Consider the following 22,888-nt stretch of genomic DNA (forward strand, 5'->3'; position numbering starts at 1 on the left):
TCACGGGCGCATATCGAGAGACCCGTCGGCCCGGACTCACCGCATCCAGTGAGCCCGGGCCAAGGTCAGATCGCCGGAACGATCAGCAGCTGATGTTGGCAGCCTGGCTGTTGTCGAGGTCCTGAACCTGCTGGTTCTGGTCGACGGCACGCGCCCGAGTGGTGTGCAGATCGTTGATGATCTCGTCCATCTCGTTGGAGAACTGCGTGCGCAGCGCATGGATCTCTTCCGGGGCATGGCCGGTGTAGGCCCCCGAGGTGAGTGCGTTGAACAGTTGGTCGACTTCGTTTCGCATCTGCTCGGCGTCGGAGGTGATGCTGCCGATCAGATCCAGCGATTCGTAGTTCGCCGCGAAGTTGTACTTGATGCTGTGCGTCATGATCTTCTCCTGAATTCCTAGCCGTCGAGGTTCTGGTGGGCCTGGATGTATTGCATCGAGCTTTCCGCGAGATTCTTTGTGCGCAGCTGGATTTGCGTCAGGTGGTCGAGGTGCTCGGCCATGCGTCCGTGGAACAGTTGGGCTTGGTTGCCCGCCCAGTTCGCACCGACCATGAGGTTGACTTCGTCTTCCATCTTGCGCAGCAGGCGGTCGGTCTCGACCAGGTGTTCGTGAATTTGCTTGACCTGTGGCGGTGCGTCTTCGGTGACTTCAAATTGCCCGGGAACTGCCATGATTACTCCTTTGTCGGGTGCCCTGGATCGTCGGACACGACGGGTCTGGTCTCATCGAGATACCGTGCTAAACCAATGACGCCTCCCACTGGTCCGTCGATAACTCGACAAGCTGATTGATCGCCTGGCCGATCGTGTGATCAGAGCCCGGCTTCAACGTGGTCCACAGTTGGCCGCTCGGCGAGGCACTCGGCGCGGCGACGATGCGGCCCTTCTTGGTGTAGAACACCCCGACCGCCGCGGGGCGGCGGGTGATGCGGTCCTGCTCGTGGCACAGCGCGTAGAACACGATCTCGGCGAACGCCATTCGTGACGCCAACGCAGACCCGAGAGTCATTGCCGCACGAGGTTCGGCTCCCAGCGCGCGCACCCGATCGGCCAGTAACCGTGCGTCGTGAGTGCCGATGAGGTTGCGGGCGACGATATCCGTCGGCGCTCCCACCGGCGTGATCTGCGCGGCCTCCGCTCGCGGCAGCGCACCGATCAGCGCGTGCGTGGCCCGGGGGAGACTCGCGGCATCGTCTGCCGCCTGCAGGCTGATGTTGTTGCCCACCCGTCGTGCCACCACACCTGATGCACCGCAACGAATTACGCTCACCCGGGCAATGCCGTCGGGAGTGACCAGGCGCATCGCGAACTCACGCTCCGGCCGGCGCAGCGCCCGCAACAGCGGCACCAGTTCCGCGTCGATCTCACCGTCGGCAATCAGGCCACGCGCGATGAGGCTCCGGGTTGCGGTGTCGAAGGCCGCCTCGAGGGCGTCGACGTGCTCGTACCGGGGCCGCACACCCAGCACGGTAGGGAACTCCTGTACGCCGACCCGCTCGCCGGCGACCTGTAGTTCGTCGTCGGTCAGCGTGAAACCGGAACGCAGGGCGGTGGTCACAGGCTCACCTCCTGCTCGGCGCCGATCACCGGCGGGGAGACCCACCGGTCCGACACCTGTTGCAGCGTGCGCTCGGGTTCCTCGGCGAAGCCCTCCGGTTGCTGCGGATCGGGCGCGGCCAGATCGTCGAAGATCGCGGTGTTGGGGCCCCAGCTGACGTGCGAGACCTCAAAGGGTGCGTCGCTCTGCTGCGCGGCGGGCAACCAGTTCTGGCCACCGTCGGACAGGCTGGCGCCGGCCTCACCGGCTCCTTCCAGAGTCCCGGCCTCGCGGAATGACTCGTAGGACTGGCCGCTGCCGTCGCGCCGGTGCCCGCCCATCGGGGCGTAACCGGCACCGCCGCGGCCCATCCCGTTAGCCCCCCCGGAACCATCGGAGGTGAAGTTGGTCTTCTTCAGTTCCTTGGCCTCGGCGCTGGCGGCTACCGGTGTGGCCAGCATCGGCGAAAGCTGCCGCGCCGCACCGCCACCGCCGCCACCGCCCCGCGATCCACCGCCCGACTTGCCCTCCTTCTCGCCTTTCAGCGCAGCGGAATTGGTGACCTGCGGCGGAACCGGCTGTTCCCACGGCTCGGCGAGTTCGGCGACGGCGTCCTCGTAGCGGTGCATCACCGCGGCGGCATCCGCCTGCTGCGCGGACGCGGCCTCCTCGAACTCGGCGAAGCTGCCCTGCACGATCGCGCCGTTGTACGCCGACAAGGACGCCATCATGTCCTGTGCCGCTTTGGCTTCAACAGCTTCGGACACGCTGGGCATGGAGAGGATGGCGACGGTATTGGCGACGGCAGCCTCCTCGGCCCGCCGGCCGTTGGCGGCCGCACTCAGGCTGGCCGCTTGCAGCCACTTCCCGAACGTCTCCAGTTTGCGGACGACCGCTTCGGAGGCGTTGCTGTCCCATGAGCCCCGGACACTTTCGACCAGCCGGTCGTAGTCGGCCGAGATCTTGGCGAACTCGTTGGCCACCCGGATCCATGCCGCACCCGCTTCACCGACCGAGGAGGGGCCCGGGCCCTCGGTCAGGTCGCGCGCCAGCTGCTCGGTGCTGCGCGATTCCCACACCACGTTGGTGAATCCCATTGCCGTACCCCCCTTTCGGTGTCAGTCGTGATAGGTCAGTCAGCCGGATCAGTCAGCGAGATCGGTCTCGGAGATGCGTCCCGCGTGTGAGCGCATCGTCGCCGAGACCTCGCGAATCTCGTTGGCGCCCTGCTCGGATGACTTGGTGAACGAGCCGTGCACCTCGTTGAGGGTGTGGGCGACGCGCTGCGACACCTCGTCCTGACCGGAGGCGATGGTGGTCAGGTTGGGCCGCTCGGTGTCCAGCACATGCTGCATCCGGTTTGCCAGTTCGTCGAGCTGCCGGGTGACCTCGGTGACCTCGTCGGGCCGGATCGAGAGGTGGTTGTAGTCGGTCATGTGAGGGCTCCTAGATTCGCAGTTTGATGTCGGGGCTGTCGTCGGGATCGATTGTGGTGTCGCCGATTACGGCGGGGCTGGCATGGCCGAGGTCGCCTACGATCTCGCCGCCCTGATCCGTCGTGTGCAGGAACGAGGCGGCGGTGTGATTGCCGCCGGCACCCGCCTTCCCGCCGTGCGCGCCGGCCGCGCCGCCCATCATGCCCGCGCCGCCCATGCCCATTCCGGTGCCGCCAGAACCGACCGAGGCACGTGCGGCGCCGATCGATCGTGCCGCGGCGGCTCCGCTGTTCTCGTTCTGCAGCATCGGCGAGGAGGCCGGGTTGCGGGCCGGTGTCGTCGCCCCGATCCCACCGCCGCCACCACCGTGACCGCCACCGCTCGGATGGGTTGCGCTGACCATCCGGCCGGTGTGGCCCAGAGCGGATGCGGGCGCCGCGGCGCCCTGTCCGGCCTGGCCCAAACTCGAAATCAGGCCGGTGCCCGCTTGCATCCCCGCTTGGAGCGCCTGGGTGCCTGCCTGCACCCCCATCGTCAGCGGCATCATGCCCATCTGCATCGCGGGGCCGATCATGCTCATCCCCACCGACATCATCGGGCCGAGCATGCCCATGGCCATCTGGGGGCCCTGTGCGACTGCAACCGGAGCGCCGGTGGCCGTGGTGGTGGCAGCCTGGCTGGTCAGGGTGCTTTCCAGCTCGGTGATGCACTCTGTGGCCAGCGCGCTGGCTCGCGACGCGGACTCGACCATGTTGGCCGCGGTCCACGGCAGCCCGGCGGCGAGGCCCTCGAGCTCGTGCTGGCACTGCTGCAGGATCTCCAGCAGTCGTGCCTGGCCCTGCGCCACGTTGGCCGCGGCCGCGCTGTATTCGCCACCCAGCGCGGTGCCTTGTGCGGCGACGGCGGCGCCGTTCGCCAGCGTCTCGCCGGTTTTGGCGGCGGCCGCGCCGGCGCCGGCGCCGGACCAGCCCTGGCCGCCCATGCCGCCCATCATCTGGCTCATGGCCTGCTGCACACCGCCGGCTGCCTGCTGGAACGCCTGACTGATCCCGCTGAACATCTGCGTGGGATTCAGACCCTGGAACAGGCCCGGTCCCAGCGTGCCGAGCATGTCGGTGACGGGTTTGAGCAGCCCGCTGGCAAAGCTGTTACCCATCCCCCCAGGCGCCGCAGCGCCGGTGAGTTCGGCCGGAATGTCTTCGCCGGGTAAGCCCGGAAACTCCGGGCCACCGGCGGGCAGCTGCCCCATATTGAACTGGTTGAGGATGTCCTGAACAGGCCGGTTTAGCCACGCTTGCAGGTCGTTTTCCATCTGGTTGACGACCGGCGTGTGATCGAAGTCGGGAATCGGCTGCGGCGCCGCGTCGGTGTTGACCACGACGGGGTGCTTAGACGTCGGTGGCGTCGACGGCGGTGTGGGTCGCGCCCACGATGTGGGTAGCGACACCGAGCATGCCGTGCTTGGCGGCCGTCATCATCCCGCTGGCGACATTGTTCGCCGTGGATTCGAACATCGCCGGGATCATGTTCGCCGCGGCGATCGGGCCGAGCGCCATCGAGAACGAGCTCAGCTGCGCAGGCGTGACGGCGCTGAACGCGGTGGTGATCGCGGTGCCGGCGGCCTCCTGAGCGTCGGTCAGCGCCTCCATGAACTCGGGCTGCAATTCAAATGTCATCGTCGGCTTCTTTCCCCCAGGATTCCCGCTGAGCTGCCGCTAGCGCTGGTCTCTCAACCTTAAGCGCCGTCTCCACCAATAAATTGCACGAAATTTAAGCAGACTTTCCGAAAGACCGCAGTTCACATGTGTGCAATAACGCAGAACGCCATGCTCTACATATGTGTAATAAGGACGAAAGTTGTCTATCTCGGTTCGATAACGGTGCCGTCCGAGCGGGTCAACGGCGCTTGCTGCAGCTCCTGCATGCGGGTCATGAACTCTCTCAGCAGGAAGTTGTAGCGCTCCGCCGCCACCTTGGCCGCGGCCTGCGCGGTGTCCACGATCAGAGCGGCGAGCGCGTCGGGATCCAGGCGGCCGGCCGGCGGACCCAGCCACAATCCGGTCAGGCTTCCGAGCCCGTCCACCTCGGCACTCACCGCGCGGTCACGGCTGGTCACCCGTGCCGTGATGGTCTTGGATTGCTCGGTCATCGCCTGCATCAGGTCGCGTTGTTTGATCGCCCGCGCGATCACAGACTGCGCCAGGCTGGTCATACCGACCTAATCCAGGTGGCCGGAAGTTCGTCGTCGTCTTCTCCGAACAGTTCTTGCTCGGCGCGGGCGAGATCTTCCTCAGTGGGCAGGCCGATCTCGCGGAGCGTCGAGGCCGTGTACCCCTTGCCCGCGAGTTCCCGGCGGAAGGCGACCTGGGCCCGCAGCGCCGACAACTTGCACAACGCAAGGATCTCGTTGGCCAACTCCTGAGGGGGCCGGGCGAGTTCGGAGCGGTCGAGCTTGAGGGCCGTGGGCAGTCCCCGTTCGGTGGTGACGACGGCGATGGTGCCGGTGCGCGACCGTACCGGTGGCCGCTGTTGCGGCTGTTGCTGTTGTGGCATGCGGCCTCGATTTGGCTGGCAGGATTTGACGACGAATTCAAAGTCGCCAGATCGGTACAATAACTTTCTACCGCTATGTCATGCACAGGACGTTTTACGTGCATGATTACGCGGGACACCTCGAGGGGCAGCGGGTTTGTTTGAGCGGCAGGACCGCCGCGTGCCGCTAGTAGTAAGGACACCGAGTAGATGCCTGGCACCAGGGACGCGCAGCGGGTCTTCGATGCCGGCGTGTTGTCGCTCGGAATCCCCATCGACGGGCTGGAGACCGACCGTGACGTCGCCTACGCGGCTCTGGCGTTCAAGCGGGCCACCGAGCACGACCCCCAGATGAGCGACGCCTGGCTGGGACGCGCCGCTGCCGGTGACGTCAGCAGCGAGGTGCTCTACAACCTGTGGCGGACCAGCAAGGAAAATCTCAACCGCGAGCAGCGCCGGCTCGGGCTGCCCCGGCATGCGCTCAGCGGCCGGTTCCAAACCGGTCTTTATCTCGATTACACCCTCAGCACCCTCACCGAGGTGTGGCTCGCGTATGCCGCCAGCATGATCGCGGGAAAGGACTTCGACGAGGCGCAGCGGGTGCTCGACGAACTGGAGACCTTGCGGCGCTCGATGCCCGACGGCGACGCCGCCAACAACGAAATCTGTGCCTACCTCCGCGCGGTGCTGCACTTCACCACTCAGCGCTGGCCAGATGTCCTTACTGCACTTGCCAATTCGTCTTCGTTCAGCGACGAGTACATCGCCGCCGGGGCGCACCTGATGGTGGGATCGGCCTGTGCGCAGATGGGCTTGTTCGGCGAAGCCATCCGCCGGCTCGATCAGGCGATCGACGGGCCGATTCCGGCCGCGAGCCGGGCCGCCGAGTTCTGCAAGGGGCTGACCCTGCGCGAGATGGGCAAGGAGCAGGAAGCCCGAACCATTTTCGAGCGCATCTACAGCGAGGAGCCCGGTTTCGAGGCCAACGCCGCCGCGCTGCACGACCCGAAGTACCGCCTCATCGTCAGCACCAGGGAAGACATCGATTCCCGCACCGACAAATGGGATCCGTCGACGGCGCGCAGTGCCCGGGAGGTCAGCGCCGAGAGCCTGTCCGAGCGCGGCAACGAGTACCTGCGCGCCGCTCAGATCGAATTGGACCGTCAGATCGGCCTGACCGACGTCAAGCTGCAGGTGGCCAAGCTGCGCTCGGCAGCCAAGTTGGCCAAGGTGCGGGAAGGCAAGGGTCTGAGTGCGGCCGCGCGCAGCCTGCACCTTGCGTTCACCGGACCGCCGGGCACCGGCAAGACCACCATCGCCCGGGTCGTCGCGCAGGTCTACTGCGGGCTCGGTCTGCTGAAGACGCCCGCGGTGATCGAGGCCAAGCGAAGCGATTTCGTCGGCGAGCACCTCGGCAGCACGGCGATCAAGACGTCGGCCCTGATCGACTCCGCGATGGACGGCGTGCTGTTCATCGACGAGGCGTACACCCTGATTCAGACCGGGTTGTCGGGTGGGGACGCTTTCGGCAGGGAGGCCGTGGACACACTGCTGGCCCGGATGGAGAACGACCGGGACCGGTTGGTGGTGATCATCGCCGGCTACGACGCCGAGATCGACCGGTTCCTGGCATCCAACGAGGGTATGGCGTCGCGGTTCACCAAACGGATCCGGTTCGCGTCCTACAACCCGACCGAACTCGGTGACATCGGCAGGCTTATCGCCAAGACCAGGGACTCCGAGCTGACCGAAGGGGCGTACGACGAACTTGTCGCCGCCTGCGAGGTGCTTTACCGCAATCAGTCGGTGGACGACACCGGAGCGCTGCGCCGTGAGATCGACCTGGTGGGTAACGGTCGCTTTGTTCGCAACGTCATCGAATCGGCCGAGGAGGAGCGGGAGTATCGCTTGAGCGAGCGCGACGACGTCGACGTGGAGGATCTCGACGAAACCGAACTGATGCGCATCGAGCCCGGTGATATGCGCGCCGCGTTGGAGAATGTGCTCGGTATGACTACCGGCCAGCTGATGTCGAGAACCCGATAGTGAGCGGATCCGACGCCCCCAAGTTCAAGCGGAGCAGCGACGCGGACACGAATCCCATTCCGGTGCGCGAGATTCGGGCCAAGCTGGCCCAGGAGGCTGCCGACTCCGAAGCCGCGACGGTCGCCGAGGAGGTGCCGAAGAATACGGCTCCGTCAAAGGCGGGAACCCGGGTGATCGATGTGCCTCCGGCACCGGAGCCAGAGCCCGCGCCGGAGGCGGAGGTCGAGCCCGCGCCGGAGGCGGAGGTTGAGCCCGCGCCGGAGGCGGAGGTCGAGCCCGAGCCGGCACCGGAACCCGAGCCGGAACCCGTGCGTCCGGCCCCTACCACCGAGGGCACCCGGGTGATGGACCTGCCGCCGCTACCGCGGCGGCCGGTGTCCGAACCGCCGGCGGACACGCCGCCGCCCAGTCCGGCTCCGGTGTTCAGCAGGCCGCCGGTATTCAGTGAGCCACCTGTTTTCATCGAGCCGCCGGAGCCCCCGGCACCGGAGCCGACCGCGGTCATCGAGATTCCGGAGCAGCCGCCGGTACGCCCCGCGCCGATTCCCGGCCGGCCCGCTCCCGAGCCGTCGCCGGCGCCACCACCAGCACCACCGCCTCCGGTCCCGCAGCAGCCACCGCCTCCCGTCGCGCAGCAGCCGCCGGATCCAAGACTGAACCCGCCCGCCCCGCCGCCGGTGGCAACACCGTTCACCCGGACCGCGCCCGGCGCGCCGCCGCAGCATCCCCAAGACCCGCGGATGCCTTCGCACACCGAGTTGGGGCTGGTACGTCGGGTCCGGCCGCTCCCACAGAGCGGATGGCGCAAGGTGGTGCACCGGGTCACCGGCCTGAATCCCAAAGAGTCCGAACAGGAGAACACGCGGCAGAAGCTGGTCGCGCGGGTGAGCCAGCCGGTGCGAGGCGACTACAGCATCGCCGTGCTGTCGATGAAGGGCGGCGTCGGCAAGACTACGACCACGGTCGGGCTGGGTTCCACCTTCGCGGCGATCCGGGGGGACCGGGTCATCGCGGTCGACGCCAACCCCGACTTCGGCACCCTGGCCCAGCGTGGTCCCGACCAGAGCCGCTCGACGGTGCGCGATCTGTTGTTGGACGACAACATCTTTCGCTACTCCGACATCCGCCGGCACACGTCACAGAGCACAAGTCGGCTGGAAATCCTTGCGTCCGAACGTGATCCGGCGACCTCAGAAGCGTTCTCCGACGCCGACTACCGCGTGGTGATCCGCCTGCTGCAGCGGTTCTACAACCTGATCCTCACCGACTGCGGCACCGGGCTGGTGCATTCGGCGATGTCGGCGGTGCTGGACGAGGCCGATGCCATCGTGTTGGTCGCCTCGCCCGCGATCGATGCCGCCCGCAGCGCGTTCGCCACTCTGGACTGGCTCGAACACCACGGCCGCGGGCATCTGGTTCCCAACGCCACGGTGGTCATCAGCGCGTCACGGCCTGGGAAATCATCGGTGGAACTGGACAAGCTGGCCGCGCAGTTCCTCACCCGGATCCGCGCGGTGCACGTGATTCCCTTCGACGACCATCTGGCCCAAGGGTCGGAGATCGTCCTGGATTTGATGGCCGGCCGAACCCGGCAGGCGTTTCTGGAACTGGCCGCGTCCATCGCCGACGGGTTCGCCCACACCAAGCGCGCCGACCGGAGTTCCCGCGGCTGAGGGAGTGTCCTGGCTACCCGCCGCGCGCCGCGACCATCGCGGAACGGTTCACCTTGGTGGCCGCGGTGCGCGGGATGGCGTCGACGAATTCCACCGTCTTCGGAACCTTGTAGGGAGCGAGCCGACTCTTGGCGTAGTCGATCACCTGTTGCTCGGTCAGCGGGTCGGCCGCGTGTATGACGGCGTGGACCCGTCGTCCCCATCGCGTATCGGACAATCCGATGACGACGACGTCGACGATGCCGGGATGCCCGATGAGCGCCGATTCCACCTCGGCGGGAAAGACATTGGCGCCGCCACTGATGATCATGTCGGCGCGCCGGTCGGTGATGTGCAGGTAGCCGTCGGCGTCCAGGTGGCCGATGTCGCCGGCCGAGCGGAACCCGTCCTCGGTGGACGGCAGCGGCGGCGCCCCGCCCAGATAGCGATAGCCGGCGCTCATCGGAGCCCGCAGATAAATGTCACCGTGCTCGCCCGGCCCGAGGGGCCGTTTGTCGGCGTCCAGAATCCGGATCTCGGTGTCCCGGAAGCCGCGACCGACGCTGCCCGGGTGGCTCAGCCACTCGTCGCCGCGCAACGCGGTGAGGCCGAGATTTTCGGTCATGCCGTACGCCATCACGATCTGTTCGGGGCTGAGCAACTCGAACCAGGTGTGCAGCAGGGACGGCGGCATGACGGCCGCGCCCTGCAGGATGAACACGATGCTGGACAGGTCGCGCCGCCCGATATCAGGCAGTGCGGCCACGCGGGACAACATGGTCGGCGTGGCCGTGAAGTTGGTGATCCGGTAGCGCTCGATGGCGTCGACAAACGTTGGTGCGTGGAACTTTTCGAGAATCACCAGGTGGTCGCCGCCCAGTAGCATCAGCAGTGGGGCGAAGCCGTTGGTGTGATACATCGGGGCGGGCACCATGATCCGCTGTGGCTTGGGCACCGGTGTCCAATTCTCCAGAAAGGGCTCGCCCTGCTGGGGTATCCACAGCGACGGGGCCAGGTTGAGAATCACCTTGGGCACCCCGGTCGAGCCGCTGGAGCAGATGCCGTTGGCGGTGGGAGAGACGGCGGTAGGCAACGGACCCGCGGGTGCCGCTGCCGCGAATGCGTCCAGTTCCCAGCGCGTGGTCTCATCGACCACCACGGCGGGGTTGATCACCGCGCGCACCCGGTCGCGTTCCCACTCGGGCAGGTCCCAGTGCATGGGAATCGGTACGGCGCCGATCTTCCAGCAGCCCAGCGTCGCCAGCACCAGATGCATCGAGTTGGGAATCGCCAGGGCCACCAGCGAACCCGTCTCGGCGCCGCGGGCGGCCAGGGCCCGGCCCCATTGATTGGCGCGGGCGTCGAGTTCGCCGAAGGTCACCGCATGTGCGCTGCCGTCCAGCGAGACGATCGTCACCGCGGTGTCGTCTCGCTTCTGCTCCGCGAGCTCGGCCAGCTTCGTGGCGAACGGGACGCCGTCCTCGAACGGGTTGGGCGGCACGTTACCGGTGACGGCGGCGCTGGCGGGCTGGTTCATGCCGGGACGCGTCCGTTGAACAACGTTTCGAAGGATCCGTCGCGCACGTCCGGAATCAGCCGCAGGGCCAGCGCCTCCGGGCTCAACGGCAGCCGGATCAACGGCTGGGTGTGGCGATCGAGGACGCTGATGTCGGACTCGTCGCAGAAGCCCAGTGCGCCGAGCAACTGATGCGCGGTGCGCAGCACTTGACGCGCCGTCTCGGCCGCCTTCAACCGCAGTATCAGTGCGTCTGACGAAAGATTCTGTGCCGGTGACGATTCCGGCCTGCACAGGGTGTACTTGGCAAGTTCGTGCAGGCCGCGCACCGCGACCGCGGCATCGGCGACCGCGAAGCGGACAGACTGGAAATCGGCCAGGGGTTTACCGAACTGGACCCGCGCCTGCACGTGCCCGGTGGCGATGTCCAGCGCCTGCTGCACCGCACCCAGAATCCGCCATGATCCCAGCACGAGATGAAGGTTAACGTCGGCGGCCGGCACCGTGCCGTCGGGTGCCGACAACGTGGCCGGCACCAGGAACGGCCCCAGTTTGGCGGTCGTCCGCAGTGCCGGGCGGACCTGGTAGCGAGTGCCGTCGAGATCGGCAGCGAGCCAGGGTCCTTGCAGATCGCCGTGGTCGATTCGCGGCGCTTCGGGGTTGACCAGGCTCAGCCGGACACCGTCGACGCTCAAGAGCTCCTCGACGAGCGGGTACGGCAGGGCCGTCGCTCCGGCCGCCTGACAGAGCACCGCAGCGGCCAGCAGGTCGTCGGATCCGGACCGGACGTCGAGGTCGAAGGCGCCGACCTCGGTCAGCGCGTCGCGTGCGGCGAGCCGGACGCCGTCGTCGGTCTCGGCGTGCAGCGCCGCCGGTGGCCCGCCGAGGCGGGCCAGCCGCTTGACCGCAACGGCGGCGAAGTCGGTGATGTCCTGTGGCAGTTCGGTATTCACCGGTGCTCTCCCAACACGTCACGGGCCACCATCATCCGCTGCACTTCGATGGTGCCCGAGGCCACGGTGGCCGCCTGCGCGTAGCGCCAATGATCGTCGACCGCACCGTACAGCGCCGCTGAGCTGCCGCTGTCGAGTGCCGTCGGGCCGAGTACGTCGAAGAGCAGTTCGGCGACCAGTTGATCGCAGGTGGTGGTGGCGATGCGTGCTGCGCTGGCCGCCGCGCCCGCCGCGGGGTCGTCCTGTAGCGACACGGCGCGGTAGGCCATCAACCGGGCGACCCGCAGATCGACCAGCGCCCGAACCCAGCGCACCCGAATCGATTCGGGCAACCGGTCCCAGTCGGCTCCCAGTTCGGCCTGCATCCGGTGCAGTAGCGACTCGCAGCGGGCGTAGCGGGCGATACCGACCCGCTCGAACGCCAGCGCCTCCCGCATCACCCGCCAGCCGTCCCCGGGCTCGCCGAGCACATCATCGGGATACGCCGGCAGGTCGTCGAGGAACACCTCGTTGAGATGATGAGGGCCCAGCATGGACGGGATGCCGCGGACGGTGAAGCCGGGCCGGTCCATCGGGATCAGGAACAGGCTGAGCCGCTTGGGTTTCGGCGCATCCGGGTGGGTGCAGGCGGCCAGCACGCACCAGGACGCCATCCGGGCATACGACGTCCACACCTTCTGGCCGGTGATCCGCCACCCGTCACCATCGGGAACGGCGCGGGTGCGCAACGACGCGAGGTCGGTTCCGGCTTCGGGTTCGGAGAAGCCCTGGCACCAGATCACCTCCCCGGACGCGATCCCGGACAGGTGTTTGGCCTTCTGCTCGGCGGTTCCGTAGCGCATGATCGCCGGGCCGACCCAGTTGATCCCCATGTACTGCGGTCCGCGGGGCTCGTAGTTGGCCCACATCTCTTCGCGCAGCACCGTCTGTTGCCAGATTGAACCACCGCCGCCCCCGTGCTCTTTCGGCCATGCCAGGGCCAGCAGCCCCTCGGCGGCCAGCAACTTGCAGAAGGATTCGGTGGTGGCGAGGTCGTCGGGGTCGTCGGTGCAGGCACCCAGGAAGTCAGCTGGGATGTGTTCGGCGATCAGCTGCCGCAACCGGTTTCGCAGTTCGCCCGCGTCGTCACCGAGGTCGTAATCCATCGTGGTCATCCCTTCGGCAGCCCGAGCAGCCGCTCGGCGATGATGTTGCGCTGAACCTCGGAGGTCCCGCCGTAGATGGTCGCGGCCAGGGCGTCCTGCCGTTCGAACAACAGGTCCGGGTCGGCCGTCGAAGCCGGGCCCGCCGCGGCCGCGCTGAGTTCCCAAACACGCTGCAAGGTGACCGATCCGAGCAATTTCATGATGTCGGCCTCTGGGCTGGGCCGGCCGGCGAGCTCGTTGTCCAGGGCGCGGTATCCGGTGGCTCGCAACGCTTCGGCGTCGGCGATCAGCGTGCCCAGTTCGGTGTACAGGTCATCGGTCGCGTGCGCCCGGGCCGAGTCCAGGCCGCGCTTGATCTCGACCCAGTTCATGATCCAGATCATTTGGCGCTCATGATGCAACGACGACATCGCGACTGCCCAACCGCCGTGCAGGGGACCCAGCAGGTTCGCCACCGGCACCTCGACGTCGTCGAGGAAGACCTCGCAGAACGTCTCATCGGAGATCGACGACATTCGGATGGGCTCGATCCGCACACCGGGTGACGCCAGGTCGAGAATCAGACACGAGATGCCGCGGTGCTTGGGCGCCTCCGGGTCGGTACGGACATACAGGGTGCACCAGCGTGATTCGTGGGCCTGGGTGGTCCAGATCTTGTGACCGTTGACCCGGAACATGTCACCGTCACGCTCGGCGCGGGTGCGCAGGCCGGCGAAGTCCGAACCGGCTTCCGGCTCGGACATGCCCAGAGCCCACCATTCGTCACCCCGCAGCAACGGCACCAGCAGGCGGTCGATCTGCTCGGGTGTGCCGAACTGGCGAATCCCGGGCGCGGCGACACCGGGGCCCTGGATATTGGGTAGCTTCGGCGCCGACCGTACCGCGGCTTCGATGCGTATCTCCATCGCGTCGCGCAAACCCAGGGACCGGCCGCCGTGTTCGCGGGGCCAGGTGGGTTGCAGCCAGCCGGCTTCGAACGCCGCCCGCTGATAGTCGCGCCGCAATGGGATGTCCCAGCGGTACTCGCGATAGCGCCGGTAATAGTCCTCCGGCAGGAAGTCGCTCAACCAGGCGCCGAATTCTGCCGTGATGGAGGTCATTTCGTGCCTTCCGCGAACCGGCGGCCTACCTCGTGGTAGAGCGAGCGGCTGTCGCCCAGCATTGCCGCCCCCTGCCAGGCGCGCCGAACGTAGAGGTGCGAATCGTGCTCCCAGGTCTGTCCCAGCGCGCCGTGCACCTGGACCATGGTGCGCGCGCAGGCGCTCGCGGCATCCGCGGCCGCGGCCTTGGCCAGCGCGGCCGTGGTCCAGTCAAGGTCAGCGGTGCCGAGTTGGGCCGCGGCCGCGTAGGTGAGACTGCGGGCGCGTTCGACGCCGACGTAGTTGTCCGCCAATGCGTGTTTGACGCCCTGGAAAGCGCCGATGGGGCTGCCGAACTGACGCCGCGTCTTGGCGTGTTCCACGGAGCGTCGCAGGGCTGCCGCGGCCACGCCGACCAGGTCCGCAGCAATCGCCAGCAGCGGTGCCGCCAGAGCGGCTTCGATGGATTCCACCGGTACGACGGCCAGGGGAGCGGCGTCGATCTCGACGTCGACGACGGGCAGCGCGGGGTCGGTGGACTCGCCGGTCGTCACCGTGACGCCGTCACCGGCGCGCACGACCGCGGCCACCGGGCCGGCGTCGGCGTCGGCGAGGGTGACGATCAGCTCAGCGCGGGCTGCGTTGGGGACGGCGACCGCCCGTCCGCGCAGCCGGCCGTCGCGCAACGCCATGGGGGCGCCCGGCAGCCGGACGCCGGGAGAGTGCACCGCCAGAGTTGCGACCACGCCCGAGGAGATCTCGGCAAGCACCTCGCCGATCTGCGGGCCGGCCGCGTGGAGAACGCCGGCGGCCAGGCCCACACTGCTCAGCAACGGAACCGGCGCGAGCGCAGCGCCGCATTCTTCAAGCACCACCGTCAGTTCCACCGGTCCGAACTCGCTGTCGGCCTCATACGCAGCCAGTTCAGTCCAGCCCAGGTCGACGAACGTCTTCCACAGGGCGCGCCAGCGTTCCGGATCCTCGCTCGCCTGGCGGGCGGCGTCGGGGGGACACTCGGCGCGCAGGATGGCGCGCACGGTGTCGCGCAGCTCCAGCTGCTCCGAAGTCAGACCAACATCCATAAGACCCCTAACATAATAAAAATAGTAAACTAGCGAGCGGCACGCAATCGCAGCCGGCGGCGAACATGCTTAGGTGGTCGGATGGTCGAGTGGTATCTGTTCCTGCCGCAGGTCCGATTGCCGGTGGCCGACATCGTGGAGCGGGCTCAGCGCGCAGAGGCGGCCGGTTTCGACGGCATCGCGTTCATCGACCATCTCGAGGCGCCAGGTCAGCCCGACGAAAACATCTGGGAGGCAATGGGCGTTGCCAGTTGGGTCGCAGCCAAGACTCAACGGCTGCGCATCGGACACCTGGTGCTGTGTGACGCGTTCCGGCATCCGGCGGTGCTGGCCAAGCAGGCCGTCACGCTGTCCGCCGCCTCCGACGGTCGCTTCGACCTCGGCCTCGGGTCCGGCTCCTGGCCCGCAGAGTTCGCCAAATTCAATGTCGGTCAGCAGGATCCGGTCGCTCGCGTCGAGCAACTCGGCCGCCATCTGGAGTTGATCAGCCGGTACTGGGCCGGGGACCAACATCCGGGGCCGGCACACCCGATACCGCTGGTGCTCGGCGGCAGCGGTCCTCGGATGATGAAACTCGTTGCCGAGTATGCGGATTGGTGGAACCTACAGGCCAATCACCTGGACCGGCTGCCGCGGCTGGCGGGATCCACCGGATCGGCCCGCATATCGGTGCAGCAGATGGTCGGCTTTGCGCGTGCGGGATCTGATCCCGCGACCGTGCGCGAGGTGAGTGTCCGGCGCTTCGGCCATTTGGGGTCAGGTCTGGTCTGTGGCGACGCCGGCGAGCTGATCGCCCATTTCGCGGGCCTGGCCGCCCAGCGGGTGGAACGGTGCTACGTCTGGTTTGCCGACTTTGCGGCACCGGGGACCCTCGAAGAGTTCGGCGAATCGGTGATCAGGAACTTCCCGAACGGCGCCGGTGCACTTCGGTAGGCACCACCGGCGGCCGGGCATAGGGCCCGCGCTGCACCGCACTGAGCCTGATCTCCGGGAGGTCGACCGAGGGATCGACGGTGTCCAGCCATGCCACCGCGTTGGCGATGTCGGACACCTGAATCGCGAACATCTCGAACGGAACGTCCTGCAGCATCTCGGTTTCCACCGGACCCGGCGTCACCAGATGCACGGCGATGCCGTCCCGGTCGACTTCCATCGCCAAGGCACGGGCGAAGGCGTTCATGCCGGCCTTGGACGCCGAGTACGCGGTCCGCGCCATCATCGGCTCATGCGATGCCGACGAGGAGATGAAGATCAGGCGTGACCCCGGGCGCATCCGCGGCAGCACCGCGGAGGTCACCACGAAGCAGGAGTCCAGGTTGGCCGCGATGATGGTGCGCCACTGCTCGAATGTCTGCTTGCGCGCATAGGTTCCGCCCAGCGCACCGGCGGCGTGAACGACGAGGTCGATGTGCTCCAGTGGGCTTATCGCAGCAGCGAATTCGTCCGGGTCGGATGCGTCGGCGACGATGGCGCGAGCGCCGATCTCGTGCGCCGCGGCATGCAGCGGGCCGGCCCGGCGCGCGACCACGACCACGTCGTAGCCGAGCTCACTCAGCTTGGCGGCGCAGCCTTTTCCGATGCCACCGCTGCCGCCGGTGACCAACGCGGTGCGCGGCGTCGTCAAGGGCGCCGGACATCCCGCGGACGCGACAACGCTTGCGGGGACAGTGCGTAGATGCGTTGTTCGGGACGGCCGGACAGCACATAGGTCTGGGTGTCGGCGAGGTGGCGCCCGGCGATGCGACGGGCTCGGTCGACGTCGCCCTCGGCGATCGTCTCGGTGAGCTTGATGTGGGTGTTGAGCGCCGCGCGCCGCTTGGTGAGCGAAGGATAGGTGCCGCGCGCGGAACTCTCGTCGGCCCACTGTTGTTCGTGGCTGCTCCACAACGTTTCCAGGCTGCCGACGACCGCGATGATGGTGTGGTTGCCGCAGCCGCGGACGATCAGATTGTGGAACTCGCGACCGATCTCGGTGAACAACCGCCCGTCTTCCAGGTTTTCGGCCATAGCGTCGTTGACCCGTTTGAGTTCGGGCACCAATGTGTCGGCGCGGTCGGGCCGCTGGGCGGCCAGCGCGGCGCAGGCCGGCTCGAGTTCCTGCAACGCCGCGCCCAGGTCGCTGACCGCGACCGACTCGCTCTGCAGGACCAGACCCAGCATGTAGGCGGCGCTGGTCTTGGCGGGCGCATGGACGACGGCGCCACCGCGGTTTCCCCTGCGTACCGAGACCAGTCCCTCGGTCTCCAGGATCCGCAGGGCCTCGCGCAACGACACCAGACTGACCTTGAACTGGTCGACGAGCACTTCCTGCCGCGGTAGCAGGTCGCCGTCGGCCAGTTCACCATCGATGATCTGACGACGCAGTTCGTCGGCTACGATTTCGGCAATCCTGGGCGCCGAGAGTCGGCGACGGGCGTCGGGTCCAATGCCCAAGGCGGTCATCCGGTTCCTCGCAACCTGCAGCAGGAGAGAGCGCACGGTGACTGACCCGCGAACTCGGTTGGCTTAGCTATTTTAGCAGTAATGGTATAAATAGCCGCGTGAGTCACCAGGCCGATAACCGGCCGACGCCCCTGGCGGAATTGCGGGTCGTCGAGATCAGTGACCGACTGGCCGGCAGCTACTGCGGGAAGCTGTTAGTGGACGCCGGTGCGGAGGTCCGCAAAGTGGAACCGCCGCAAGGGGATCCGCTGCGGAGCTATTCGGCGACCTGCTCGCCGGTGCCGCCCGGTCAAGCCTCGCCGCTGTTCTGCTATCTCAATGCCGGCAAACGCAGCCTGTCGCCGGAATCACAGCGATTGCAAGCTCTGACCGGGGCCGACGTGGTCATCGTGGCTTTGGCGCCCGCCCGGGCCGCCGAACTGGGCATCGATCCCCAGCGACTGCTGGCGGATATGCCGAGGGCGGTTATCGTCACCATCTCCGACTTCGGCTGGACCGGACCGTTCGCCGACCGCGCCGCCACCGAATTCACCCTGCAAGCCTGGTCGGGTTGCACCGGATTCCGGGGGGATCCGGCCGGGCCGCCGATCTCGATCGGCGGCGACCTCGGGGAGTACATGGGCGGCGTGTACGCGGCGTTCGGCGCGCTTGCCGTCCGCCGGCGCGTGGAGCGGGGTGGCCCGGGTGAACACCTCGACCTGTCCATGCTCGAGGCCATCACCGCGATGCAGAGCAGCGAATGGCTGCACTCCCAGCTGCTGCGCGTCCCGCCTGTCCGCCGGACGCTGGAAGTGCCGTCGATCGTGCCGGCCAAAGACGGTTATGTCGGCATCACGATGGTCACCGGCCAGCAGTGGCTGGACTTCGCGGCGATGGTCGAATGCCCGCAATTCGAGGAGATTCCGCAACTCCGCTTCCAGATCGGCCGCTGGGAGTACCGCGACTTCATCTACGAATCGATCGGCCCATGGATGGCCGAGCGCACCGTCGCGGAGATCGTCGAACTGGGCCAGCTCTTTCGGCTGCCGATCGCGGCCCTGGGCAACGGCGCCACGATCCGCGACATGGAGTACATGACCGAACGGGGGGTATTCGTCAGCAACCCCGCGGGATTCCATCAGCCGCGTCCGCCGTGGTTGATGGCGGAGTGCGGGCCCGCACCGCTACGGGCCGCCCCGGGCCTGGGCGCGGACAACGACGAATCACCCTGGCAGCAGCGGGAATCCGGGGGCTCGGCTGGGGCTGACGGGCTGCCGCTGCGGGGTGTGCGCATCGTGGACCTGACCGCTTTCTGGGCCGGGCCGGCGGCCACCCACCTGCTTGCGGCGTTCGGCGCCGACGTGGTGAAGGTGGAGTCCATTCAGCGTCCGGACGGTATCCGGTATTCCGGCGGCATGCGCACCGACGTGGACGACTGGTGGGAATACGGCTGGGTGTTTCATGCGATGAACACCAACAAACGTTCTGTCACAATGGATTTAGGGAGCGAAGAAGGCCGCGGCCTGTTCCGCACCCTGGTCGCCCAGGCCGATGTGGTGATCGAGAACTTCTCGCCACGCGTGATGGATCACTTCGGCCTCACCGCCGATGTGCTGCTGAAGATCAACCCGCGCCTGGTCGTCACCCGGATGCCGGCCTTCGGCCTGGCCGGACCGTGGCGCGAGCGGGTGGGATTCGCCCCCACCATGGAACAGATCGGCGGACTCACCTGGGTCACCGGCTTGCCTGAAACGCCTCCGGTGACACCGCGCGGTGCCTGCGACCCACTGGCCGGTGTTCACGCGGCGTTCGCGGTACTGGCCGCGCTGCATTTCGCCGAGCGCACCGGCACTGGCCAGCAGGTGGAGTTGCCGATGCTGGAAACCGTGCTGAATACCACCGCAATACAGCCGATCGAGGCCGAGGTCTTCGGGAAGACATTGAGCCGAAGAGGAAATCGGGGTCAGGGTGGGGCCCTGCAGAACATTTACCGGTGCGCGGGCGAGGACGACTGGATCGCCGTCAGCGTCTCTGATGACCGGCAGTGGGCCGCGCTGGTTGATGTGACCGGCACGTTGCGGGATGAGGGATTGACCAGCGAGGCCGGGCGCCGCGAACGGGCCGACGAGATCGACCGCGTGCTGCAGGACTGGTTCGCCGCGCAACCGCTCGAGTTGACGGTGGAAGCGTTGGCGGCGGCCGGTGTTCCGGCCGCGCCCGTCGGTTCGCCGTCGTTGGTCACCGATAATCCCCAGCTGCGCGCCCGCGGTTTTTTCGAGTCGCTGCATCATCCGCGGACAGGTCCCGGTCTCTATCCCACGCCACCGTTCGCCCTGCTGGACGGCCAACAGCAGTGGTTGTTGCGTCCGCCGCCGACGCTCGGCGAGCACAATGAAGACGTTCTGCGCGATCAGTGTGGGCTGACAGGGCAGGACCTCGCGCATCTCGCGTCCAGTGGGGTGATCGGGACCCGGCCGGTGGGGCTTTGAGTAGGAAGGACATCTTCTGATGCGGGTGATCGTTGACGCAGATATGTGCGAGGCCAACGGGTTCTGTGAATCCATCGCCCCGGACATCTTCGAGCTGGGGGATGAGGACGTGGTGCAGATTGCCGACGGCCCGGTGCTGCCGGATCGCGAGATCGACGTGCGGGCCGCGGTCGAACAGTGTCCGAGGGCAGCGCTGCGCATCGTCGAGTAAAGCGACGCTGAAGCCGGCTACGGTTCGTCCGCCTCTGGCTTCAGGGGCCGTTCCGGGTGGTGCATGCAGTTGGTGCGGGGGCGCCCAAAGTCTAGGTGTTTGGGTGGGATCCATTCGGCGATGCCGTGGATGTTGCGGCGGGTGGTGTATTTGTGGAGTTCGACGAGGCGGTTGTCTGGTGGGCAGGCGAGTGCTAGTTCGTCGATGTGGGTGCGGCGGGTGTTGATCCAGCCTTCGAGGTGGTGGACCTGGGTCCAGTAGCCGGGCACGGTGCAGCCGGGGCGGGTGCAGCCGCGGTCTCTGGCCAGCAGGGTCAGGCGTTGTTCGGGGGAGGCCAGGCGTTTGCCGTGGTAGAGGGCCAGGGTCTTGTCTTTGTCGAAGATGGCCAAGTAGTGGTGTGCTGGCGAGGCCAGCCGGATGACGTCGGACATGGGTAGCAGGGTGCCTCCGGCGGTCAGGGCTCGTCCGGCGCCGGCTTCGAGTTCGGCCAGGGTGGTGGTGACGACGATGGTGGTGGGTAGCCCGTGGTGTCGGCCCAAGGTTGTGGATTCCAGCAGCGTGCGCAGTCCGGTGTGCAGGGCGTCGTGGGTGCGTTGGGCGTGGGTGCGGGTGTCGCGGTCGACCGCGTCGGCGGGCGCTTTGCCGTCGGTGACGGGGTGTTCGTCGTCGGGGTTGCACATGCCGGGGGCGCCGAGTTTGGCGACGACGGGTTCTAGGGTGGCGCGCAGTTCGGGGGTGATCAGCCCGCGGATCTGCGACATGCCGTCGGGTTGTTGGCGGCCGATGGTGATGCCGCGGTTGCGGGTTCGCTCGGGTTGCTCGGGCAGGAAGTCGCCGTCGGGTTTGAGGCAGTCTTTGAGCACGCGGGCGTACTCGGCCAGTTCGTCGGGGCGAAAGCCGCTGGCGGCCAGGGCCAATTGGCGTTCGGCGTAGTCGCGGGTGGCGGCGTCCACGGCATCGGGCAGCGTGGCGAAGAATTTGCGGATAGCGGCGATGTTGGCGTCGCTGAGGTGGCCGCGGCGTTGCGCGGCGGCGGTTGCGGGCAGCACCGGGGCTAACGGCTCGCCGGTCAGGGCGCGGCGCGGGCCCAGGTCGGCGGCCTCGGCGATCAGCCGGTTCGCGTCGGCTTTGGAGATCCGCAGCCGGTCGGCCAATGCCTGCCCCAGGTTGCCGCCCAACTCCTCGTTGGTGGCCTCTGTCGTGAGTTGGTTGATGACCCGGTGGCCCGGGACGCGCAGCTTACGGATCACCCGGTGCACGCCCTCGATGATGCCCAACAGCCCCGCGGTATCGGGGGCCTCAAAAGTCAGCTCGCACAAGCGCTCCGCCCATGCCTCGAGCCCGCCGAGGACCTCGGCGATCTCCGCTGGCGAACTCGATGGCATGCCCCAATTCTACGAAGAGACACCGACAAGTCGTTGCCCGCTGCAAGCTGAAAGAGCCTCGGCCCAAGCGATTTCGCGGTGGGTGAAAGCAGCAGAAAGCGGCCGCTGCTGGAATCGGCTTACGGCGTTCCTAGACCAGGGGAGTTCGTGTCCTACTTGGTCGTGCACCCCCGCGTTGACGTTCAATGTCTAAAATAGTAAAAATAGACTTACGCGCCGAACCGCGGTGAAGTGTGGGCGGCCTCATCGCCGCGCCGCCGCGTGGGAAACGGAGAACTCGTGACGGAAATATCCTCAGACCTGGCAGCGGCCGAAGACCCTTCGGAACAGGAATTCGGACCGTCAGGGATCGCGCTGTCCACCTACCGCTTCCCGACGGGCTGGTTCATCGTCGGCTTCGCCTCCGATCTCGCTGCCGGCGAGGTGAAGCGGGTGCACTACTTCGGCGAGGAGTTGGTGCTGTTCCGCACCAAGTCCGGGAAGGTGCACGTACTGGACGCCTACTGCCAGCACCTGGGTGCCAACATGGGCGTCGGCGGCACGGTGGAGGGCGAAAACATCGTCTGCCCGTGGCACGGCTGGCAGTGGCGCGGTGACGGCACCAACGCGCTGATCCCGTACAGCAAGATCGGCTGCAAGAACAACGTCCGCATCCGGACCTATCCGGCCACCGAGTGGTACGGCTTCATCCTGGTCTGGCACGAGCGGCACGGCCGCGCGCCCTACTGGCAGCCGCCGGTGCTGCCGGAGCTGGAGACCGACGAGTACTACCCGCTGCATCCGCACACCCGGATGGTCAACCGGGTCAAGGTGCACGCGCAGATGATCATCGAGAACGCGGCCGACCCGTATCACGTGCAATACGTGCACAAGGCGGCCAATCCCGCCAACACCGCATCCTTCGAGGTATCCGGCTATCACCTGCACGCCACGGTCAACGCCCACTTCGGCGGCGGCCGGGCCAAGACCTGGTTGACCCCGAACGGTCCGGTGGACGCCAAGATCATCTACGACAACTACTCACTGGGACTGGGCGTCGTGCGTTTCCCGAGCGACCTGGTGGCCACCTGCCAGGTCACCGGCCAGACCCCGGTCGACGAGGACTACACCGACTACTTCTACACCCAGGCCTCGATCCGTGAGCCGGGCGACACCGGTGACGCGCCAACCGGCCGCGCGGCCAAATTCCTTGCCCTGCAGCAGGAAGTGATCAAGCAGGACTTCTTCACCTGGGAGAACATGAAATACCTGGAGAAGCCCAACCTGGCACCGGAAGAGGCGCACGACTATGCGGCACTCCGGCGCTGGGCACACCGTTTCTACCCGGGTAAACAACCGTCGCCCAACGACTTCGGCTACACCGCAGACGGCGAGCCGGACCCGGCGGCCTCCGAGGCCTGATGG

General features: G+C 67.2%; 24 protein-coding genes. 6 read left to right on the forward strand and 18 right to left on the reverse strand.

Annotated features, from left to right (window positions below):
* Nucleotides 1-82: 82 nt before the first annotated feature.
* The 9 genes from QXH22_RS14735 to QXH22_RS14775 all read right to left on the reverse strand — a co-directional run bounded on the left by QXH22_RS14735 (nt 83) and on the right by QXH22_RS14775 (nt 5,526).
* Nucleotides 83-379, reverse strand: a complete 297-nt coding sequence (locus tag QXH22_RS14735; RefSeq protein ID WP_065043942.1) for a hypothetical protein — start codon at nt 377-379, stop codon at nt 83-85.
* A gap of 17 nt (nt 380-396) precedes the next feature.
* Nucleotides 397-672, reverse strand: a complete 276-nt coding sequence (locus QXH22_RS14740) for a hypothetical protein (RefSeq protein ID WP_306244948.1) — start codon at nt 670-672, stop codon at nt 397-399.
* A 67-nt stretch (nt 673-739) separates the two neighbouring features.
* Nucleotides 740-1,558: an ESX secretion-associated protein EspG gene (locus QXH22_RS14745; protein ID WP_306276117.1), complete on the reverse strand. Its 819-nt coding sequence runs from the start codon at nt 1,556-1,558 to the stop codon at nt 740-742.
* The gene (locus QXH22_RS14750; protein ID WP_306244944.1) at nt 1,555-2,634 is read right to left on the reverse strand and encodes a PPE domain-containing protein; all 1,080 of its coding nucleotides are present in this window, start codon (nt 2,632-2,634) and stop codon (nt 1,555-1,557) included. The genes QXH22_RS14745 and QXH22_RS14750 overlap by 4 nt, the downstream gene beginning before the upstream one ends.
* A 48-nt stretch (nt 2,635-2,682) precedes the next feature.
* A complete protein-coding gene (locus tag QXH22_RS14755) occupies nt 2,683-2,973 on the reverse strand; it encodes a PE family protein (RefSeq protein ID WP_306244942.1) in 291 nt (96 codons plus the stop codon).
* Between the two features lie 10 nt (nt 2,974-2,983).
* Nucleotides 2,984-4,351 (reverse strand): hypothetical protein, encoded by a 1,368-nt coding sequence (locus QXH22_RS14760; protein WP_306244940.1) that lies wholly within the window; start codon nt 4,349-4,351, stop codon nt 2,984-2,986.
* 10 nt (nt 4,352-4,361) lie between these two features.
* Nucleotides 4,362-4,649, reverse strand: a complete 288-nt coding sequence (locus QXH22_RS14765) for a hypothetical protein (protein WP_306244939.1) — start codon at nt 4,647-4,649, stop codon at nt 4,362-4,364.
* A gap of 185 nt (nt 4,650-4,834) precedes the next feature.
* Nucleotides 4,835-5,185: a YbaB/EbfC family nucleoid-associated protein gene (locus QXH22_RS14770; RefSeq protein ID WP_306276118.1), complete on the reverse strand. Its 351-nt coding sequence runs from the start codon at nt 5,183-5,185 to the stop codon at nt 4,835-4,837.
* Nucleotides 5,182-5,526 (reverse strand): hypothetical protein, encoded by a 345-nt coding sequence (locus QXH22_RS14775; RefSeq protein ID WP_306276119.1) that lies wholly within the window; start codon nt 5,524-5,526, stop codon nt 5,182-5,184. The genes QXH22_RS14770 and QXH22_RS14775 overlap by 4 nt, the downstream gene beginning before the upstream one ends.
* A gap of 189 nt (nt 5,527-5,715) precedes the next feature.
* Between QXH22_RS14775 and eccA the strand changes: the two genes are divergently transcribed.
* On the forward strand, nt 5,716-7,551 hold the full coding sequence (gene eccA / locus QXH22_RS14780; RefSeq protein WP_306244933.1) for a type VII secretion AAA-ATPase EccA: 1,836 nt from the start codon (nt 5,716-5,718) through the stop codon (nt 7,549-7,551).
* Here eccA and QXH22_RS14785 read toward each other — a convergent pair.
* Nucleotides 7,520-8,245, reverse strand: coding sequence for a hypothetical protein (locus QXH22_RS14785; RefSeq protein WP_306276120.1), 726 nt, complete (start codon nt 8,243-8,245; stop codon nt 7,520-7,522). The genes eccA and QXH22_RS14785 overlap by 32 nt on opposite strands.
* 46 nt (nt 8,246-8,291) lie before the next feature.
* On the opposite strand from QXH22_RS14785, the gene QXH22_RS14790 reads away from it, so the two are divergent.
* Nucleotides 8,292-9,224: a MinD/ParA family protein gene (locus QXH22_RS14790; protein ID WP_306244930.1), complete on the forward strand. Its 933-nt coding sequence runs from the start codon at nt 8,292-8,294 to the stop codon at nt 9,222-9,224.
* Between the two features lie 13 nt (nt 9,225-9,237).
* Here the strand turns inward: QXH22_RS14790 and QXH22_RS14795 are convergent, their stop codons facing one another.
* From QXH22_RS14795 to QXH22_RS14815, 5 genes are read right to left on the reverse strand one after another with little or no spacing between them, the layout of a single operon-like run.
* A complete protein-coding gene (locus QXH22_RS14795; RefSeq protein ID WP_306244928.1) occupies nt 9,238-10,740 on the reverse strand; it encodes a class I adenylate-forming enzyme family protein in 1,503 nt (500 codons plus the stop codon).
* On the reverse strand, nt 10,737-11,672 hold the full coding sequence (locus QXH22_RS14800) for an acyl-CoA dehydrogenase family protein (RefSeq protein ID WP_306244926.1): 936 nt from the start codon (nt 11,670-11,672) through the stop codon (nt 10,737-10,739). The genes QXH22_RS14795 and QXH22_RS14800 overlap by 4 nt, the downstream gene beginning before the upstream one ends.
* On the reverse strand, nt 11,669-12,826 hold the full coding sequence (locus QXH22_RS14805; RefSeq protein WP_306244925.1) for an acyl-CoA dehydrogenase family protein: 1,158 nt from the start codon (nt 12,824-12,826) through the stop codon (nt 11,669-11,671). The genes QXH22_RS14800 and QXH22_RS14805 overlap by 4 nt, the downstream gene beginning before the upstream one ends.
* On the reverse strand, nt 12,823-13,917 hold the full coding sequence (locus QXH22_RS14810; protein ID WP_306244923.1) for an acyl-CoA dehydrogenase family protein: 1,095 nt from the start codon (nt 13,915-13,917) through the stop codon (nt 12,823-12,825). Before QXH22_RS14810 ends, QXH22_RS14805 begins: the two co-directional genes overlap by 4 nt.
* Complete coding sequence (locus QXH22_RS14815; RefSeq protein ID WP_306244921.1) at nt 13,914-14,978, reverse strand: acyl-CoA dehydrogenase family protein; 1,065 nt, start codon at nt 14,976-14,978, stop codon at nt 13,914-13,916. Before QXH22_RS14815 ends, QXH22_RS14810 begins: the two co-directional genes overlap by 4 nt.
* 81 nt (nt 14,979-15,059) lie before the next feature.
* Between QXH22_RS14815 and QXH22_RS14820 the strand changes: the two genes are divergently transcribed.
* Nucleotides 15,060-15,911: an LLM class flavin-dependent oxidoreductase gene (locus QXH22_RS14820; RefSeq protein WP_306244919.1), complete on the forward strand. Its 852-nt coding sequence runs from the start codon at nt 15,060-15,062 to the stop codon at nt 15,909-15,911.
* Here QXH22_RS14820 and QXH22_RS14825 read toward each other — a convergent pair.
* Both QXH22_RS14825 and QXH22_RS14830 read right to left on the reverse strand, forming a co-directional pair.
* The gene (locus tag QXH22_RS14825) at nt 15,874-16,602 is read right to left on the reverse strand and encodes an SDR family oxidoreductase (RefSeq protein ID WP_306276121.1); all 729 of its coding nucleotides are present in this window, start codon (nt 16,600-16,602) and stop codon (nt 15,874-15,876) included. The genes QXH22_RS14820 and QXH22_RS14825 overlap by 38 nt on opposite strands.
* Nucleotides 16,599-17,420, reverse strand: a complete 822-nt coding sequence (locus tag QXH22_RS14830; protein ID WP_306244916.1) for a FadR/GntR family transcriptional regulator — start codon at nt 17,418-17,420, stop codon at nt 16,599-16,601. Before QXH22_RS14830 ends, QXH22_RS14825 begins: the two co-directional genes overlap by 4 nt.
* Nucleotides 17,421-17,506: 86 nt before the next feature.
* Between QXH22_RS14830 and QXH22_RS14835 the strand changes: the two genes are divergently transcribed.
* Together QXH22_RS14835 and QXH22_RS14840 are read left to right on the forward strand one after the other, a co-directional pair.
* A complete protein-coding gene (locus QXH22_RS14835; RefSeq protein ID WP_306276882.1) occupies nt 17,507-19,888 on the forward strand; it encodes a CaiB/BaiF CoA-transferase family protein in 2,382 nt (793 codons plus the stop codon).
* Between the two features lie 19 nt (nt 19,889-19,907).
* Nucleotides 19,908-20,099: a ferredoxin gene (locus QXH22_RS14840; protein WP_306276122.1), complete on the forward strand. Its 192-nt coding sequence runs from the start codon at nt 19,908-19,910 to the stop codon at nt 20,097-20,099.
* Nucleotides 20,100-20,116: 17 nt separating this feature from the next.
* On the opposite strand, the gene QXH22_RS14845 is transcribed toward QXH22_RS14840, so the two are convergent.
* Nucleotides 20,117-21,484, reverse strand: coding sequence for an HNH endonuclease signature motif containing protein (locus tag QXH22_RS14845; RefSeq protein ID WP_306276123.1), 1,368 nt, complete (start codon nt 21,482-21,484; stop codon nt 20,117-20,119).
* A gap of 279 nt (nt 21,485-21,763) precedes the next feature.
* Between QXH22_RS14845 and QXH22_RS14850 the strand changes: the two genes are divergently transcribed.
* Entirely contained in the window at nt 21,764-22,885 is a 1,122-nt protein-coding gene (locus QXH22_RS14850) for a Rieske 2Fe-2S domain-containing protein (protein WP_306244910.1), read from the forward strand.
* Nucleotides 22,886-22,888 lie beyond the last annotated feature (3 nt).

This window comes from Mycobacterium sp. TY814, assembly GCF_030755175.1.
Lineage (GTDB): Bacteria > Actinomycetota > Actinomycetes > Mycobacteriales > Mycobacteriaceae > Mycobacterium.